Here is a 17,640-nt window from a genome sequence, read left to right as displayed (position 1 = left end):
ACTAGGGTTCTCTGGTGACCTCCGACCTCTCGGCGCAGGATGCTGCGCGCGGGCCCTCCCGCAGCGGCACCGCCTACACCGTGGGCGCCTACCTGCTGTGGGGTATGCTGCCGCTGTACTTCGTCGCGCTCGTGCCGACCGGGCCGTGGGAGGTGGTCGCCTGGCGGGTGCTGCTTTCGTTCGCGTTCTGCCTGATCCTGCTGACGATCATGCGCGGCTGGGCCGCGCTGGCGGCGATCATCCGCGATCCGCGCCTGCTCGGGTGGACAGCTCTTGCGGGCATCCTCATCTACGTCAACTGGCAGGTCTTCCTGATCGGGACGCTCAGCGACCGCGTCATCGAGACCAGCCTCGGATACTTCATCAATCCGATCTTCACGGTGGTGCTGGGCGTCGTCGTGCTGCGAGAGCGCATCAGACGACTGCAGTGGGTGGCGGTCGCGACCGCCGCAGTCGCCGTCATCGTCATCATCGTCGCGTACGGCTCCTTCCCCTGGGTGGCGATCTCGCTCACCGCCTCGTTCGGTCTCTACGGACTCGTCAAGAAGCGCATCGGCGCGGCGGTGGATGCTGTCAGCGGACTCACGCTCGAATCGTTCTGGCTGATACCCATCGCGGTCGTCACCCTCGTCATCGTCGGGCGGTCGGATGCCGGGATCACCTTCGGCGCCGTCTCGCCCCTGCACACCGCACTCGTCGCCGGCTCCGGGATCGCCACGGCGGTGCCGCTGCTGCTGTTCGCCGCAGGAACCAGGCGGATCGACCTGAGCCTGGTCGGGATGCTGCAGTTCATCACGCCGGTCATGCAGTTCCTCGTGGGATGGGCCCTGCTGGGCGAGCCGATGCCGGCGGAGCGCTGGGCCGGATTCGCGCTGGTGTGGGTCGCGATCATCGTGTTCGTCATCGATCTGCTGCTGCAGCGGCAGATCGTTAAGGGACCGAGATCGAACGGGAGTCGCCGCGCCCATCCGACGCCTTAGGGTAAGAGTCACCCGAAAGTGGTTATCCACGTTCAGTTACGCAAGGGAGCAACATGAACGCAATGAAGGGCTCGCGCCCCGCGAGGATCTTCGCGGTCGCTGCAATGGTCAGCGCGTCCGCACTCATCATCTCCGGCTGCAGCAGCACGCCGGCCGAAGAGCCCAGCGAGGCTCCCGACAAGCCGGCGGCCATCGATCTGACGCTCAAGCTCGGCTCGCTGCTGCCGGTCACCGGTCAGCTGGCGTTCCTCGGGGCGCCGATGGAAGCCGGCGTGCAGCTGGCCGTCTCGCAGGTCAACGAGGCAGACGCCGGTGTCACCATCGAGCTCAGCCAGGCAGACGAGGGCGACCTCGACAACAAGGCGTACGAGACCTCCATCACCAAGCTGCAGAGCGAGGGCATCACCGCCATGGTCGGCGCCGCGTCGTCCAGCGTGTCGAAGCTCATCCTCGACGGCAACGTCGGTGCGGGCATCGTCACGGTGTCGCCGTCGAACACGTCGGCCGACTTCACCGGCATCGACCCGATGTACTTCCGCACCGCTCCGAGCGACAACCTGCAGGGCGAGGTGCTCGGCAACCAGATCGCAGAGGACGGCAACACGACCCTCGGCATCATCTACCAGAACGACCCGTACGGCACCGGCCTTGCAGAGGCCATCGGCGCCACGTTCGAGGCCGCAGGCGGCGAGGTCGTCGCCGAGGCGTCGTACAACCAGGGTGACGGTCAGTACAACGCCCAGGTCCAGACGGTCGCCGCAGCCAAGCCCGACGCCGTCGCCATCGTCTCCTACGAGCAGTTCAAGACGATCGCGCCGCTGCTGGGCAACGCGGGTGTCGACACCGGCAAGCTGTACATGGTCGACGGCAACCTGTCGAACTACGCCAAGGACAACCTGCCGATCCAGCTCGAGGGCTCGAAGGGAACCCGTGCCGGCGCAGAGCTGCCGGAGGACTTCCTGGACCAGCTCAACGAGGCATGGACCGCCGAGGGCAACGACCCGATCAACGACGTCACCTACTCGGCTGAGGCCTACGACGCCACGATCCTGATCGCACTGGCAGCGCTCAAGGCGCAGTCCGTCGAGGGCAGCGACATCGCAGCCGCGATGCGCGAGGTCTCCGGCGGCGAGGGCGAGGGCGAGAAGTGCTCGACGTTCGCGGACTGCGCGGCGATCATCAACGACGGCGGCACCGCCGACTACGACGGTCTGTCCGGCGAGATCACCTTCGACGAGAACAACGACCCGAAGGGCGCAGCGATCNGGCCTCAGCCCGGTGCGCCAGGATGACGCGTTCATCCGGGTCTCCGACATCAACAAGGCTGGCGTGACGACCATCATGGTCGAGCAGAACGCCCGCCGCTGCCTGCAGATCTGCGACCGCGGCTACGTGCTCGACCAGGGTCGTGACGCCTACGAGGGCACCGGTCGCGAGCTGCTCGAGGACCCGAAGGTCATCGGACTGTACCTGGGCACACTGGGCCAGGACGCCGCCTGACGCGGACCCCGCCCCGGAACGCCGACACCCCCAGTTCCCGCCGAGACCCCTGGCTGCAGACGTCTGCAGCCAGGGGTCTCGACGGGAACTGGGGGTGTCGGCGTTCCGGGGCGGGGTCCGCGTCAGGCGGCGTCCTGGCCCAGTGTGCCCAGGTACAGTCCGATGACCTTCGGGTCCTCGAGCAGCTCGCGACCGGTGCCCTCGTAGGCGTCACGACCCTGGTCGAGCACGTAGCCGCGGTCGCAGATCTGCAGGCAGCGGCGGGCGTTCTGCTCGACCATGATGGTCGTCACGCCAGCCTTGTTGATGTCGGAGACCCGGATGAACGCGTCATCCTGGCGCACCGGGCTGAGGCCGGCCGAAGGCTCGTCGAGCAGCAGCACCGAGGGATCCATCATCAGCGCCCGCGACATCGCCACCATCTGGCGCTCGCCGCCCGAGAGCGACCCGGCGCGCTGATTCAGGCGCGTGCCGAGCTCGGCGAAGATGCCGGTGACGAACTCGAGGCGCTCCTTGTAGATCTTCGGGTTCTGGTACAGGCCCATCTGCAGGTTCTCGGCGATCGTCAGCGACGGGAAGACGTTGTTCGTCTGCGGGACGAAGCCGACGCCCTTCGCGACCAGCTTGTCGGCCTTCAGACCGAGGATGCTGTCGCCGTTGACCGTGATCTCGCCGTCGCGCACCTGCACCATGCCGAAGATCGACTTCAGCAGGGTGGACTTCCCGGCGCCGTTGGGGCCGATGATCCCGATCAGCTCGCCCTGGCGGGCCACGAGATTCGCGCCGTTGAGGATGTTCACGCCCGGGAGGTACCCGGCGTGCACGTTCTTCAGCTCGACCACGATGTCGCGGTCGTCCCTCGGCGTCTCGTTCGCGGCATCCGTCATTTCTGCTCCTCCTCGAGCTCAGCCTCGGCTTCCGCCTCGATCTTCTCGCGGACCCGGGCGGCGTCGGCCGCCGCCGCGGTGCCGGAGACGACCGGGATGCGGCCGGTGACCTCGCCGAGGTCGACATCCTGGTGCGCACCGAGGTACGCGTCCACGACTGCGGGATCCTCCATCACCTGATCCGGCGGACCCTCCGCGACCACACGGCCCTCTGCCATCACGACCACCCAGTCGGCGATGTGGCGGACCATGTGCATGTCGTGCTCGACGAAGAGCACCGTCATGCCGCGATCCTTCAGCCCGAGGATGTGATCCAGCAGCGACTGGGTCAGCGCCGGGTTGACACCGGCCATCGGCTCATCGAGCATCACCAGCTGCGGATCGCTCATCAGCGCGCGCGCCATCTCGAGCAGCTTGCGCTGCCCGCCGGAGAGCGCAGCGGCGAAGTCCTTCTCCTTGGCATCCAGTTTGAAGAGCGTCAGAAGCTCACGCGCCTTCTTCTCGATCTCGGCCTCCTGCTTGCGCCACAGAGGCGGGAACATGCTGACCCAGAATCTCTCTCCGGGCTGGTGCGGCGAGCCGAGCTTCATGTTCTCGAGCACGGTCAGCAACGACAGCGCCTTGGTCAGCTGGAACGTGCGCACCTGGCCCATCCTGGCGACCTTGAACGACGGGATGCCCGCCAGATTCTTGCCGTCGTACTGCCACGTGCCGCTGTTGGGGCGGTCGAAGCCGCACAGCAGATTGAACAGCGTCGTCTTGCCGGCGCCGTTCGGGCCGATCAGCGCGGTGATCGCCCCACGCGGGATCTCGAGATGCTCGACGTTGACAGCGGTCAGGCCGCCGAAGTGCCGTTCCACGCCGTCGACGACGAGGATGGGATCGACTTTGGGAACGCCGGGCTTCGCCGGACCCTTGGCGAGACCGGTCGACTTCTGCCGCCTGCCCGATACGGGCTGGTTCTCACTTGACTGCTGCTCACTTGACAAAGGTCATCTCCCTCTTGTCTCCGAGGATGCCCTGCGGGCGGTAGATCACGATGATCATCAGGGCGACACCGGCGAGGATCCAGCGGACCACCTCGGCCTGCGAGGCCGACATCGGCAGGTAACCCGCCGACGCCATCTGCGGCAGCAGGTTGCCGAGGAACGCGAAGAGCACCCAGAACAGCACGGCGCCGAGGGTGGGGCCGAACACGGTCGCAGCTCCACCGAGAAGCAGCACGGTCCACAGGAAGAACGTCAGCGAGGTCGAGTAGCTGCCCGGCACCACGGCCGAGGGGAGCACGAACACGATGCCGCCCGCCGCGCCCATCACGCCGCCGACGACGAGTGCCTGCATCTTGTACGCGAAGACGTTCTTGCCGAGCGAGCGCACGGCATCCTCGTCCTCGCGGATGCCCTTGAGCACGCGACCCCACGGGCTGCGCATCAGCGCCCAGACGAGCACGACGGCGATGATCAGCAGGATCAGTCCGAACACGCGGTCCCACAGCTCCGTCGCGCTGTACGTCCACGGGCCGAAGCCGTAGGTGCCGGGCGGGAACGGGTTCGCTGCGCGGAAGCCCGCGTGGTAGCCGGTGCGGCCGCCGGCAGCGCCGGTGACGTCCTCGAACAGCTGGGTGAGGAACAGCAGTCGCACGACCTCGGCCGTCGCGATCGTCGCGATGGCGAGGTAGTCGGCTCGCAGGCGGAGTGTCGGGATGCCCAGAAGCAGCGCGAACAGGGCACCGCCGAGCAGTCCGATCAGCATCGCGAGCCACCACGGGGCGCCGAAGACGAGAATCGGGATGGCGTAGCCGTACGCGCCGATGGCCATGAAGGCCGCCATGCCGAAGTTGAGCAGGCCCGCGTAGCCGAAATGCACGGCGAGCCCCGTCGCCGCCAGGGCGTAGGCGATGGTGACCGGGCTGAAGATGTATGCCGCGGTGTTGCCGAAGATCGATCCGAAGTCCATGCGTCAGCCCAGCCTTTCCCTGCGACCGAAGAGACCCTGTGGCCTCACCAGCAGGATCACGATGAGTGCGACCAGTGCCGTGGCGTACTTCAGGTCAGAGGGGACGCCGAGCAGGGTCGACACCTCGACCGCGATGCCGACGATGAGCGATCCGATCAGGGCGCCGATCGCCGAGCCCAGACCGCCGAGCGTGATGGCAGTGAAGATCAGCAGCAGCATCTGCATTCCCATGTCCCACTTCACACCGGGGCGGAAGTAGGCCCACAGGATGCCGGAGAGCGCGGCGAGCACGCCGGCGATGATCCAGACGATGCGCACGACCTTGTCGACGTCGATTCCGGATGCCGCCGCGAGCTGCGGGTTGTCGGAGATCGCCCTGGTCGCCTTGCCGATGCGGGTGCGGGTGAGGAACACCGCCATGCCGAGGATCACCGCGAGGCTGATGCCCATGCCGATCAGGTCGATGTACGACAGCGTGATCGGGCCGAGCTGCATCGGCGTGGGGCTCGCGCCGGGCAGCTGATGCGTGCCGCCGCCGACCATGTACTGCATCACGTAGCGCAATGCGAGCGAGAGGCCGATGCTGACGATCAGCAGCTGCACGATGCCGAGGCCGCGACGTCGCAGCGGACGCCAGAGCCCGGCATCCATCGCCCAGCCGAGCGCGCCGCCGGCGATGACAGCGGCGATCAGCCCCGCCCACAGCGGCAGCTGCCAGAACGAGGTGACCAGCACGACCGCCACACCGCCCCAGGTGACCATCTCACCGTGCGCGAAGTTCGAAAGTCGCGTGGTGCCGTAGATGAGCGCGGCGCCCATGGATGCCAGTCCCAGCAGCAGACCGAAGTTGATGCCGCCCACAGTGCGCGAGATCAGCTGGTCGAGGAACGAGACGGTGACCCGCTCGCCCTCGCCGAGGAAGAGGTTCACGATCTTCGTCCCGGTGAGGCCGAACTCGGCCTCGAACGAGCCGCTGGTTCCATCGACCGGGGTGACGCCCTCGGGAAGCAGTGCCGGGTCGACGATCACACCGTCGGGCAGCGTGTCCTCGTCGACGCTGAGCGTGTACTTCTCCTTCTCGGGAACGTACAGTCGCCACTTGCCCTCGGCATCCGTCTCGGTCTCGGCGTCGAAGCCGTTCCCGTCGACGGAGACGCCGACACCCTCGATCGGAGTTCCCTCGAAGGTGATGTTGCCCGCGAAGTAGAAGTCCGTCACCTCCTGGCCGTCGTCTGTCGTCTCGGCCAGTGCGGCCCCGGCGGGTACGCCGAGCACCAGGAAAGCGGCCAGCAGCGCTGTCAACAGCGCCATCAGCCCGGTTCGGGGGCGCCGAAGCGCCGTTGATCTCAGTCCCACGCATCCTCCACATCGAGTGCCTGCGAACGGCCTCGGGTGAGCCGCTCGTTCATGGACGTCGCACTGAGCGTAACGTGCGGCGGACGCATATCGCATCATCCGTGGCCGGATCGGAATGCCGGGAGCGTCGGCACTCGGAATATCTGCAGGTCTGCCGCGCTTAGAATCGGTATACGACGGAGTCGGGCCGTCCCGCTCCGCCTACGCGCATCTGCCACGATTGGCGCCGTCACGGCGCAGAGGAGCCAATTCCATGCCCCAGCACGATCCGTTCGGTTTCGTCGGACTCACCTACGATGATGTGCTGCTCCTGCCGGGGCATACCGACGTGATCCCCAGCGACGCCGACACCTCCTCGCGGATCACGCGGCGGATCTCGGTCGCGACGCCGCTGCTCTCCAGTGCGATGGACACCGTCACCGAGGCGCGGATGGCCATCGCCATGGCGCGCGAGGGCGGCATCGGCATCCTGCACCGCAATCTCTCGATCGCCGATCAGGCAGCCGACGTCGACCGCGTCAAGCGCAGCGAGTCCGGCATGATCACCGACCCGATCACGACCACGCCGGATGCCACGGTCGAAGAGGTCGACAGCCTGTGCGCCCGCTACCGCATCTCGGGTCTTCCGGTGATCGACGCCGACGCGCACCTGGTGGGCATCATCAGCAACCGCGACATGCGCTTCATCTCCGGTCGCGACCGCAAGACCACCTACGTCAAGGACGTCATGACGAGCGAGAACCTCGTCACCGCGAAGGTCGGCGTCGCCGCTGAGGACGTCATCGCGCTGTTCGCGAAGCACCGCGTCGAGAAGCTGCCGCTGATCGATGACGACGGCAAGCTCGCGGGCCTGATCACCATCAAGGACTTCGACAAGAGCGAGAAGTACCCCCTCGCCACCAAGGACGAGCAGGGCCGTCTGCGCGTGGGGGCCGCGATCGGCTTCTTCGGCGACGCCTGGGAGCGCGCCGAGGCGCTCCGCGACGCGGGTGTCGACGTGCTCGTCGTCGACACCGCCAACGGCCAGTCGCAGGGTGTGATCGATCTCGTCAAGCGGCTCAAGGCCGACCCGAGTTTCGCGCACATCGACGTCATCGGCGGCAACGTCGCGACCCGAGAGGGTGCGCAGGCGCTGGTGGATGCCGGTGTCGACGCCGTCAAGGTCGGTGTCGGGCCCGGATCGATCTGCACCACGCGCGTGGTCGCCGGAGTCGGCGTCCCGCAGGTCACCGCCGTGTATGAGGCGTCGCTGGCCGCCGCGCCCGCGGGCGTGCCCGTGATCGCGGACGGCGGACTGCAGTACTCGGGCGACATCGCGAAGGCACTCGTGGCGGGCGCGGACGCCGTCATGCTCGGCTCGCTGCTGGCGGGCACGGATGAGTCCCCGGGCGAGATCGTGTTCCAGTCGGGCAAGCAGTTCAAGCAGTACCGCGGCATGGGCTCGCTCGGTGCGATGCAGACCCGCGGCAAGCAGACCTCGTACTCGAAGGACCGCTACTTCCAGGCCGATGTGCCCAGCGATGACAAGCTCATCCCGGAAGGGATCGAGGGCCAGGTGCCGTATCGCGGCCCGCTCGCGGCGGTCGCCTATCAGCTCATCGGGGGTCTTCGTCAGTCGATGTTCTACGTCGGCGCCCGCACGATCGACGAGCTGAAGGCACGAGGCAAGTTCGTGCGCATCACCTCGGCCGGTCTGAAGGAGTCGCACCCGCACGACGTGCAGATCGTGGTCGAGGCGCCGAACTACAAGAAATGAGTCGGCAGCGGGTCACGGCCGCGCAGCGGGCTTGACGCGGGCACGAGCCCTTTCGCACGTCGGATGCCCGGCGTAGCGTGCCTGTATGTGCCGCAGCATCCACACCCTCCACAATTTCGAGCCCGCAGCGACCTCTGACGAGGTGCAGGCGGCCGCTCTGCAATACGTGCGCAAGATCGCGGGGACGACCAAGCCGTCCAAGGCGAACCAGGCGGCGTTCGATCACGCCGTCGCGGAGATCGCGCACGCGACCCAGCATCTGCTGAACGACCTGGTCGCGACGCGTCCACCGAAGAATCGTGAGGAGGAGGCGGCGAAGGCTCGTGCCAGAGCCGTCGCATCGGGGCGATACGCGGCCTGACTGTGTCGCCCTGTGACGGCCTGTTTCAGGGCATGACGACGCCGGATGCTCGGCATGGGCGCGCCCGGATACGGTCGCCGCATGACTCTTCTCAACGATCAGTTCACCGCCATCCCCGAGGTCACCGCCGACGAGCGCGCGCAGCGCCTGGCCGACGCAGGAGACGTCTGGGGAGAGCGCATCGCACGCGATGTCGCGAACGCTCAGCTCACTTACAAGGTCACCGGTCGCGGCGTCGGCTCGGTGGGCACCGAGGTCCGCGCGGGCAAGCACCGGTTCCTGGTCGATGAGCCGTCGGCCCTCGCCGGCGACGACGTGGCCGCGAGCCCGGTCGAGTACGCCCTCGGGGCGCTCATCTCGTGTCAGGTCGTCGTCTTCCGGCTGTACGCTCAGGCGCTCGGCCTGACGATCGACGACATCGAGGTGACCGCCGAGGGCGACCTCGATGTGCGCAAGCTCTTCGGCATCGACGAGTCCGGTCGCGCCGGCTTCCACGACGTGCGGGTGAAGGTCGCCATCACCGGCCCGAACACGCTCGAGGAGTACGACCGGCTGCGTGCCGTCGTCGAGGAGCGCTGCCCGGTGCTCGACCTGTTCGCCAACACGGTTCCGGTCACCGGCTCGCTCGCCTGAGGCATCCGCCTCGGCCCCTGCTCTCGCGATTCGACGGGTACCGGCCCGCCGATAGAGTGAGCCGTATGGATTCAGCGTCGAACCTGACTCGCGGGAGCCTGACTCGCGGACAAGTGACCCGGTACGCCATCGGGTCTCTGGGCACCGGCGGATTCGCCACCCTGCCCGGCCTCGTCCTCGTCTACTACCTCACCGACTCGCTCGGAGTCACCGCGCTGGCAGCCGGCGCGATCGTGACGGCGGCCAAGATCTGGGACGTGCTGATCGACCCCGTGATCGGCGGCCTCAGCGACAACGCGCTCGCCCGCTCGGGCACCCGGCGCGGGTTCATGATGATCGGCGCGATCGGCCTGCCCATCGCCTTCGTGCTGACCTTCGCGGTGCCCGCCGGCATCGGCGCCGTGCCGTCGGCGATCTGGGTGCTGCTCGCGTTCATGATCGCGGCGACCTGCTTCAGCCTGTTCCAGGTTCCGTACATCGCGCTTCCCGCCGAGCTGACAAACGACTACCGCGAGCGCACCCGTCTGCTGACCTGGCGCGTCGTGATGCTCACCATCGCGATCCTGCTGTTCGGCGCCGGCGGACCCGAGATCCGCGCGCTGTTCCCCGGCGACCCGCTGCTCGGCTACCTCGTCATGGCGGCGGTCGCCGCGGTGCTGCTCGGCGTCGGACTGTTCATCGCCTCGACGGTCGCGCCGCAGCGCCCGCTGCTGCCGGTGCGCCCCGGCACCTCGATCGGCGCGCATTACCGCGACGGCATCACCGTGCTGCGCGAATGCCAGCCGTTCCGCGCGCTGCTGGGCACCTTCATGCTGCAGGGGCTGGCGACCGGTCTGATGCTCGCCGCGGCGCAGTTCGTCGCCCGCTGGGTGCTGCACGACGAGAGCGCGGTGACGCAGTTGTTCGTCGCGCTGATCGCCCCTGCGCTGCTGATGGCACCGGTCTGGAAGGCCATCGCCGACCGCGTCGGCAAGGAGCGCGGCTTCCGCATGGCCAGCACGCTCTTCATGGTCGCGACGCTCGTGCTGACCGCGATGGTGTGGATGCCGGGCTGGTGGATCCTCGTGCCGGTGGCTCTCGCCGGCGCCGCATACGCGGGCATGCAGACCCTGCCCATGGCGATGCTTCCCGATGTCATCGCCCACGACCGCACAGCTCGCGAGGCGGAGAGCGCGGGCGCTGACAACCGCTCCGGAGTGTTCAGCGGCGTGTGGACGGCGGGGGAGACCACCGGCATGGCGCTCGGCGCGACGGTGCTATCGATCGTGCTCGCGCTCACCGGCTACATCGAGACCACTGCCAACGTCGAAGTGGCGCAGCCGGATGCCGCGGTGACCGGCATCGCCGTCGCATTCAGTCTGATCCCCGCGGTGCTGATGCTGCTCAGCCTGGTCACCCTCGCCCGCTACCGTCTTCGCGAACAGGACATCGTCGGGACATCCGCATGAGCAGCCGCGGGAACGACGTCCTCGACCGGCTGCGCCGCCTTCGGGCGGATGATGCCCCGACGCACGGCGGCCGGGTGCTGTCGTACGTGTACGACTCCGGTCTCGCTGAGCTCGACGAGCTGGCGGATGCCGCGGCGCGCCTGGCGCGTCCGCTGAACGGGCTCGACCCGACGGTCTTCCCCTCGATCGCCGCGATGGAGCGCGACGTCATCGGGTTCGCCAGACGGATGCTGCGCGGCGGACGCTCGGTGGTCGGATCTGTGACGAGCGGTGGCACGGAGAGCTGCCTGCTCGCGGTCAAGACCGCGCGCGAGCTGTGGCGGGCCAAGCACCCGGACGCCGTGGGGCGCCCACGACTGGTCGCGCCGGCCACGGCGCACGCGGCGTTCCAGAAGGCCGCCCTGCTCTTCGACCTCGACTACGACCCGGTGCCATGCGCGCCGGACGGCTCCGTCGATCCGGCCGACATGATCGCGAGGTTCGGCCCCGATGTCGCGCTGGTCGTCGTCTCGGCGCCGGCATACCCGACCGGCCTGCTCGACCCGGTCGGGGCCGTGGCGCCCGCGGCGGCCGATCGTGGCATCCCGTGCCATGTCGACGCGTGCTTCGGCGGATTCGTGCTGCCGTGGTGGCCGAAGCTGCCTGATTGGGATTTCCGGGTGCGCGGCGTCACCAGCATCTCCGCGGATCTGCACAAGTTCGGCTATGCGCCGAAGGGGGTCTCGGTGCTGCTGCACGGCGGTCGCGGACGGCAGGGCCGCCTCGGTCGCCGCGCCCAGTTCTTCGCGACCACGCGATGGGCCGGCTACCCCGTGGTGAACCCGACACTGCTCGGCTCGCGCTCGGCATCCCCCCTCGCGGCCGGCTGGGCGATCAGCCAGCACCTGGGAGATTCCGGCTACGCCGAGCTCACCGCCGCGATCCGTCGGACGGCGACGGCGGTGCGCCGCAGCGTCGATGGCATCCGAGGGCTCGTCGTCCTGGGCGACCCGGTGGGGCCCGCGATCGCCGTGGTAGCCGACGAGTCGGCGCCCGAGGCCGAGCGGGTCGATCCGCATCGGCTGGCGGATGCCCTCGTCGGGCGTGGCTGGAAGATTCAGCACCAGCCCGGCTTCACGCAGTCGGACGGGGTGCGGATCCCGCACAGCGCGCACCTGACGCTCACGCCCGCGCTCGAGCGGGGGATCGACGAGTTCACCGGCGCGCTCGCGACAGCATCCGATGAGGTGCGCGGAACTCCGCCGGCGGATGCCCGCGCGCTCGCCGCGGCCATGCGCGCACTGGGGTATGGCGAGGGCGGACGCGTGCCGGGCCCGCAAGCCGCTTGGGTGCTGCTGCGCCTTGCCGGCGCCGCCAAGGTCTCGGCCGATGCGCCGCTCGCGACGCTGATGGCGCTGATCGAGCGGCTGCCCGCCCCCGTCGCCGAGGCGCTGCTGTCGGAGCTGCTGGCGAGGCTGTCCGACCCGCGCTGAGCCCGCGGCACTGGCGCGCTCGCCAGGCGCGCCGGTACGTTGCACGAGCGCAGGTTCGTTGTCGAACGCAGGCTCGTTCTCGGGCATCCGGCCTGTTCTCGCGAACGAGCCGGTTCCGGCCGCGGCCGAGCGTCGGCGCGCGCCGGATCGGATGCCGGATGCTGATATTCTGATCGGCTCGCCGCATGGTGGGCGGAAGGACACCACCGTGGGCTACATCGATGTCAGCGCGATCTCGCTGACCCTCCCGGACGGCCGGCCCCTGCTCGACGAGGCGACGTTCCGCGTCGGCGCGGGGAAGACCAGCGCACTGATCGGTCCCAACGGGGCCGGGAAGACGACGATGCTGCGGATCATCCGCGGTGAGCTCGCTCCGGATGCCGGTGTGGTGACGATCGACGGAGCGCTCGGCGTCATGGATCAGTTCGTCGGTCACGGCGACGCCGGAACCGTGCATGATCTGCTCATCCAGGTGGCGCCCGCCCGCATCCGGGTCGCGGCCGTCGCGCTCGAGAAGGCGGAGAACACGCTGATCGAGGACGAGACTGAACGCACCCAGATGCAGTACGCCACCGCTCTCGCCGACTATGCCGACGCCGGCGGGTACGAACACGAGACGGTGTGGGATCAGTGCACCGTCGCGGCTCTCGGCGTGCCGTTCGAGCGGGCTCGGTTCCGCGGTCTCGATACGCTCTCCGGCGGTGAGCAGAAGCGGCTGGCGCTGGAGGCGCTGCTGCGCGGACCCGACGATGTGCTGCTGCTCGACGAGCCGGACAACTACCTCGACGTGCCGGGCAAGCGATGGCTCGAGCAGCGCCTGCGCGAGAGCGCCAAGACCGTCCTGCTCGTCTCGCACGATCGCGAGCTGCTGGCGCGCGCCGCCGACCGCATCATCACGCTGGAGCCGGGCGGAGCAGGTGCGAGCGCCTGGGTGCACGGCGGCGGCTTCGGCACCTATCACCAGGCGCGCATCGACCGGATGGACCGGCTCGACGAGCTGCGCCGCCGCTGGGATGAGCAGCACGAGAAGCTGAAGACGCTGGTGGCGAACCTCAAGGTCAAGGCCTCGGCCAACGACGGCTTCGCCTCTCGCTATCAGGCCGCGCAGACGCGGCTGCGGAAGTTCGAGGAGGCGGGCCCGCCGCAGGAGCGCCCGCCGGCACAGGACTTCGACATGCGGCTGCGCGGCGCCCGCACCGGCAAGCGCGCCGTCGTGTGCTCGAAGCTCGAGCTGACGGGGCTGATGAAGCCGTTCGACGCGGAGATCTGGTTCGGCGATCGCGTGGCCGTGCTCGGCTCGAACGGCTCGGGAAAGTCGCACTTCCTGCGGCTACTGGCGCGCGGGGGCAGCGACCCCGATCCGACGATGGGGCACCTCACGACGGCATCCGAAGCGCTGGCCGTGGTGCCGCACACCGGCACAGCCGCGCTCGGCGCGCGCGTCGTGCCCGGCCTGTTCGCGCAGACCCACGCGCACCCCGAGTTCGTCGGGCGCACGCTGCTCGAGATCCTGCACCGCGGCGACGATCGTCGTCCCGGGATGCCGAGGGACGCCGCGAGCTCGGCGCTGGACCGCTACGGGCTGGTGCGGCAGGCGCAGCAGGCGTTCGACCAGCTCTCGGGCGGTCAGCAGGCCCGGTTCCAGGTGCTGCTGCTCGAGCTCAGCGGAGCGACGCTGCTGCTGCTCGACGAGCCCACCGACAACCTCGACCTGGAGTCGGCCGAGGCGCTCGAGCAGGCCATCGCCCGCTTCGAGGGAACCGTGCTCGCCGTCACCCACGACCGATGGTTCGCCCGCTCGTTCGATCGCTTCCTGGTCTTCGGCGCGGACGGCGAGGTGTACGAGTCGGATGCGCCGGTGTGGGACGAGAAGCGGGTGGTGCGGGCGCGGTAGGCGGCGCCGGACGGTTCTGCTCGCCCTGGGACAGGCTCGTTGTCGAGGGCAGGCTGCTTTCTCAGCATCCGACCTGTTCTCGACAACCCGCCTGTTCTCGGTCACGTCGGATGCCGAAGAAGGATGCCGCCGTCGGATGCCGAAGAAGGATGCCGCCGTCGGATGCCGAAGAAGGATGCCACCGTCGGATGCCCGGTTCCCCCGCCCACGCCGCCTCACCGCGTGCGGGCGACGTGCAACCCCTGCGAGATCGCGTTGACGATGGTCTGCTGCACATACAGGTGGTCGTGCATGACCTGCTGATAATCGAAGCGCAGCACGGTGTATCCGAGCAGCGCCAGCCGTGTGTCCTGGCGCAGGTCGCGCCGCCGATCCTTCGCCTCGCGGTGGAATTCGAACCCGTCCAGCTGCACGACCAGGCTCTCGCCGATGAGGGCATCGACCGGATGCCCGTCGATGACCACTTGCTGCCGCACATCGACACCGCAGCTGCGGACGATGGCGAGGAAGCGCGTCTCCACTCCCGAATCCGACAGCGCGCCGACCGACCTGAGCACATGCTGCACGGCGGTGCTGTGCCACGCCGTTCGGCGCAGCTGCGGCAGAGTCACGAGGCCTTTGCGCAGTGCGGACTCCCAGACGGCGGTCGCGCCGGCGGGTTCGAGGCAGCGTCCGACCTGGTACAGCACGTTGAGGATCGGATCCTCGACGGTGTACCGGGCGACGGGCGCAGGACCGGGCGCCCAATGCAGCACGCGGCCGGGCGCTGTGACCCGAGCGGACGTCGAGGGCACGGCCAGGTGCATGCGGAGATCGTCGTTCGTCCACAGCCCCAGCTGCTTCGCGGCGGTCACGCAGGTCACGCGTCCGCTCACCTCGGCGGCGGCACGGCGTTCGGGCGAGCACCAGGGGGTGACCAGCCAGGACCGCCGAACCCGCTCGACCTGCCCCGCGTCGACAGCACGGCGCATCTCATGCTGTGTGTAGCCGGCGGCACGCAGTTCCCGAGTGTGCGCGATTCCGTTGCACTGCTGCATCCATGTCGTGATCGGAGCTCTCATGTCATGAAGATGCCCGCTCGGGGCATCCGCCGGGTGCCGCTTCGCGGCGGCTGGGGACAACCGGCGCCGAGACGACGGTTGTGCAGGAAGAGCGGCGTCGCCGAGAACAGGCTCGTTGCCGACGGCAGGTCGGATGCCCGGAATCCAGCCGGTTCTCGTCAACGAGCCTGTTCTGGGAGGCGGCGCCAGACCGGGCGCGCGATGACGGACGGCACACGGCCCCCATAACCCCGCCGGGTAGGGTGGAGGGGTGAGCATGGAGATCGAGATCGGCCGAGGCAAGCGCGCGCGTCGCGCATACACCTTCGATGACATCGCGGTCGTGCCGTCGCGGCGCACGCGCAACCCGTCGGATGTGTCCACCGCGTGGACGATCGATGCATTCTCGTTCGACATCCCGGTGATCGGCGCGCCGATGGACTCGGTGGTCAGCCCGCAGACCGCCATCATGCTCGGCCAGCTCGGCGGCCTCGGCGTGCTCGACCTCGAGGGTCTGTGGACCCGCTACGAGGACCCGCAGCCGATGCTCGACGAGATCGCATCCCTGCCGGCCGAGCGGGCGACGGTGCGGATGCAGCAGCTGTACAGCGAGCCGATCAAGGCGGAGCTCATCAAGCAGCGCCTCGCCGAGATCCGCGAGGCGGGCGTCACAGTCGCGGGCTCCCTGACCCCGCAGCGCACACAGGACCTCTACGAGACCGTCATCGACGCGGGCGTCGATCTGTTCGTGATCCGCGGCACCACAGTCTCGGCCGAGCACGTCTCCAGCGACATCGAGCCGCTCAACCTGAAGAAGTTCATCTACGACCTCGATGTGCCGGTGATCGTCGGCGGCGCCTCCACCTACACCGCAGCCCTCCACCTGATGCGCACCGGAGCGGCCGGCGTGCTCGTCGGCTTCGGCGGGGGAGCGGCATCCACCACCCGCGTCACCCTGGGCATCCACGCGCCGATGGCCACCGCCGTCTCCGACGTCGCAGCCGCGCGTCGCGACTACCTCGACGAGTCCGGCGGACGCTACGTGCACGTCATCGCCGACGGCGGCGTCGGTACCTCGGGCGACATGGTCAAGGCACTCGCGATGGGTGCGGATGCCGTGATGCTCGGTGTCACGCTGGCGCGTGCGACGGATGCCCCCGGCCAGGGCTTCCACTGGGGCGCCGAGGCCCACCACCCCCAGCTTCCGCGCGGCCGTCGGGTCGCCGTGGATCGCGTCGCCAACCTCGAGGAGATCCTGTACGGACCCGCGCCCGTCGCGGACGGCACGGCCAACCTCATCGGAGCGCTGCGCAAGTCGATGGCCACCACGGGGTACTCCGACCTGAAGGAGTTCCAGCGCGTCGAGGTCGTGCTCGCGCCCTACGAGCTGGGATGACGACCTCCGAACCGCTCGCCCCGCAGCAGTTCCCGCCGACGCTGCGCGAGGTCATGCTACGCAGACGCTGGATCGGGATGCTCGCGCTGTGCCTCGTCGTCGCCGGCGTGTTCGCCTGGCTGGGTCAGTGGCAGCTCGCCAGCGCCATCGACACCGACCCGCCGCCGCCCGGCGCGACCGAGCAGGTGCGCCCGCTGTCGGACGTCGTCCGACCCGGGCAGTACCTTGCTGAGACCTCGGGCGGTCAGCGCGTGGAGACCCGCGGCACCTGGATCCCAGAGGACTTCATCGTGGTCTCCTCGCGTGTCAACGACGGCGCCGAGGGCTACTGGGTCACCGGTCAGCTGCGAGTCGCCGAGCGCACGTCGATCGCCGTGGCGCTCGGCTGGGCCGCGACGCGCGAGCAGGCGGATGCCGCGATCGAGGCACTGACCGAGCAGGGCGCTGTCGAGGCGGAGATCACCGGCCGGATCATCGACGACGAGGGCGTCGAAGTCCCGCCCCGCACCGATCCCATGCGCCTGGATCGCATGTCGACCGCGGCACTGCTCAGCCGCTGGCACGACATCGAGCAGCTGAACGTGTATCGCCCGTATCTGGCATCCGTCTCCGCTCCCGACGGGCTGGTCGACATCAGCTCCCCGGCGCCCGAGACCAAGTCGCCGATCAACTGGCTGAACATCTTCTACGCTGCGGAATGGGCCATCTTCGCGGGCTTCGCCTTCTACCTCTGGTACCGGCTCGCACGCGACGCGTGGGAGCGCGAGGTCGAGGAGTTCGAGGACGCAGCCGGGGCCGGAACAGCCTGACGAGAATCACTCGTTCGGACGCTGTTCACCCGGGGTGACGGTTCCGTGACCGATCTCAGAACACTCTTGCCCGATGTCGGCGGAGCGCTCTATGGTCACTTTCATGCGCGTGCGTCGCGCTGGTCGCGGACCCACAAGATCCGCGACCGGAC

Annotated in this window: 15 protein-coding genes and 1 pseudogene; 11 read left to right on the top strand and 5 right to left on the bottom strand. The window is 68.8% G+C overall.

Going from position 1 to position 17,640, the window contains the following annotated elements; translation table 11 throughout:
• The first annotated feature begins 14 nt into the window (after nt 1–14).
• The 3 genes and pseudogenes from rarD to ACQUSX_RS06095 form a co-directional block, all read left to right on the top strand.
• Nucleotides 15–980, top strand: coding sequence for an EamA family transporter RarD (gene rarD / locus ACQUSX_RS06105; protein ID WP_428906065.1), 966 nt, complete (start codon nt 15–17; stop codon nt 978–980).
• Between the two features lie 53 nt (nt 981–1,033).
• Nucleotides 1,034–2,272, top strand: a complete 1,239-nt coding sequence (locus tag ACQUSX_RS06100; protein WP_428929957.1) for an ABC transporter substrate-binding protein — start codon at nt 1,034–1,036, stop codon at nt 2,270–2,272.
• A pseudogene (locus ACQUSX_RS06095) lies at nt 2,247–2,480 on the top strand (ABC transporter ATP-binding protein); the annotation flags it as partial. The gene ACQUSX_RS06100 and the pseudogene ACQUSX_RS06095, both read left to right, overlap by 26 nt.
• 122 nt (nt 2,481–2,602) lie before the next feature.
• Here the strand turns inward: ACQUSX_RS06095 and ACQUSX_RS06090 are convergent.
• From ACQUSX_RS06090 to ACQUSX_RS06075, 4 genes are read right to left on the bottom strand one after another with little or no spacing between them, the layout of a single operon-like run.
• Nucleotides 2,603–3,367 carry an ABC transporter ATP-binding protein gene (locus ACQUSX_RS06090; RefSeq protein WP_428906063.1) on the bottom strand — a complete coding sequence of 255 codons (765 nt, stop codon included), beginning with the start codon at nt 3,365–3,367 and terminating at the stop codon, nt 2,603–2,605.
• Nucleotides 3,364–4,356: an ABC transporter ATP-binding protein gene (locus ACQUSX_RS06085; protein ID WP_428906062.1), complete on the bottom strand. Its 993-nt coding sequence runs from the start codon at nt 4,354–4,356 to the stop codon at nt 3,364–3,366. The genes ACQUSX_RS06090 and ACQUSX_RS06085 overlap by 4 nt, the downstream gene beginning before the upstream one ends.
• Nucleotides 4,346–5,323, bottom strand: a complete 978-nt coding sequence (locus tag ACQUSX_RS06080; RefSeq protein WP_428906061.1) for a branched-chain amino acid ABC transporter permease — start codon at nt 5,321–5,323, stop codon at nt 4,346–4,348. The genes ACQUSX_RS06085 and ACQUSX_RS06080 overlap by 11 nt, the downstream gene beginning before the upstream one ends.
• 3 nt (nt 5,324–5,326) lie before the next feature.
• On the bottom strand, nt 5,327–6,634 hold the full coding sequence (locus tag ACQUSX_RS06075; protein ID WP_428907601.1) for an ABC transporter permease subunit: 1,308 nt from the start codon (nt 6,632–6,634) through the stop codon (nt 5,327–5,329).
• A 298-nt stretch (nt 6,635–6,932) separates the two neighbouring features.
• Here ACQUSX_RS06075 and guaB point away from each other — a divergent pair, with 298 nt between their 5' ends.
• The 6 genes from guaB to ACQUSX_RS06045 all read left to right on the top strand — a co-directional run bounded on the left by guaB (nt 6,933) and on the right by ACQUSX_RS06045 (nt 14,243).
• A complete protein-coding gene (gene guaB / locus ACQUSX_RS06070) occupies nt 6,933–8,435 on the top strand; it encodes an IMP dehydrogenase (protein ID WP_428906060.1) in 1,503 nt (500 codons plus the stop codon).
• 85 nt (nt 8,436–8,520) lie between these two features.
• Complete coding sequence (locus ACQUSX_RS06065) at nt 8,521–8,796, top strand: DUF2277 domain-containing protein (RefSeq protein WP_428906059.1); 276 nt, start codon at nt 8,521–8,523, stop codon at nt 8,794–8,796.
• 81 nt (nt 8,797–8,877) lie between these two features.
• A complete protein-coding gene (locus tag ACQUSX_RS06060; RefSeq protein ID WP_428906058.1) occupies nt 8,878–9,429 on the top strand; it encodes an OsmC family protein in 552 nt (183 codons plus the stop codon).
• Nucleotides 9,430–9,494: 65 nt separating this feature from the next.
• Nucleotides 9,495–10,877 carry an MFS transporter gene (locus tag ACQUSX_RS06055; RefSeq protein WP_428906057.1) on the top strand — a complete coding sequence of 461 codons (1,383 nt, stop codon included), beginning with the start codon at nt 9,495–9,497 and terminating at the stop codon, nt 10,875–10,877.
• A complete protein-coding gene (locus ACQUSX_RS06050; protein WP_428906056.1) occupies nt 10,874–12,349 on the top strand; it encodes a pyridoxal phosphate-dependent decarboxylase family protein in 1,476 nt (491 codons plus the stop codon). Before ACQUSX_RS06055 ends, ACQUSX_RS06050 begins: the two co-directional genes overlap by 4 nt.
• Nucleotides 12,350–12,557: 208 nt before the next feature.
• The gene (locus ACQUSX_RS06045; RefSeq protein WP_428907600.1) at nt 12,558–14,243 is read left to right on the top strand and encodes an ABC-F family ATP-binding cassette domain-containing protein; all 1,686 of its coding nucleotides are present in this window, start codon (nt 12,558–12,560) and stop codon (nt 14,241–14,243) included.
• Nucleotides 14,244–14,458: 215 nt separating this feature from the next.
• Here ACQUSX_RS06045 and ACQUSX_RS06040 read toward each other — a convergent pair whose 3' ends face one another.
• Nucleotides 14,459–15,304, bottom strand: a complete 846-nt coding sequence (locus ACQUSX_RS06040) for a DUF559 domain-containing protein (RefSeq protein ID WP_428906055.1) — start codon at nt 15,302–15,304, stop codon at nt 14,459–14,461.
• A gap of 256 nt (nt 15,305–15,560) precedes the next feature.
• Between ACQUSX_RS06040 and ACQUSX_RS06035 the strand changes: the two genes are divergently transcribed.
• On the top strand, nt 15,561–16,679 hold the full coding sequence (locus ACQUSX_RS06035) for a GuaB3 family IMP dehydrogenase-related protein (protein WP_428907599.1): 1,119 nt from the start codon (nt 15,561–15,563) through the stop codon (nt 16,677–16,679).
• Entirely contained in the window at nt 16,676–17,488 is an 813-nt protein-coding gene (locus ACQUSX_RS06030) for an SURF1 family protein (protein WP_428906054.1), read from the top strand. The genes ACQUSX_RS06035 and ACQUSX_RS06030 overlap by 4 nt, the downstream gene beginning before the upstream one ends.
• Nucleotides 17,489–17,640: the final 152 nt, after the last annotated feature.

The sequence above is a fragment of the Microbacterium alcoholitolerans genome, from assembly GCF_050408615.1.
GTDB lineage: Bacteria > Actinomycetota > Actinomycetes > Actinomycetales > Microbacteriaceae > Microbacterium.
This window is presented reverse-complemented; position numbering and strand designations above follow the sequence as displayed.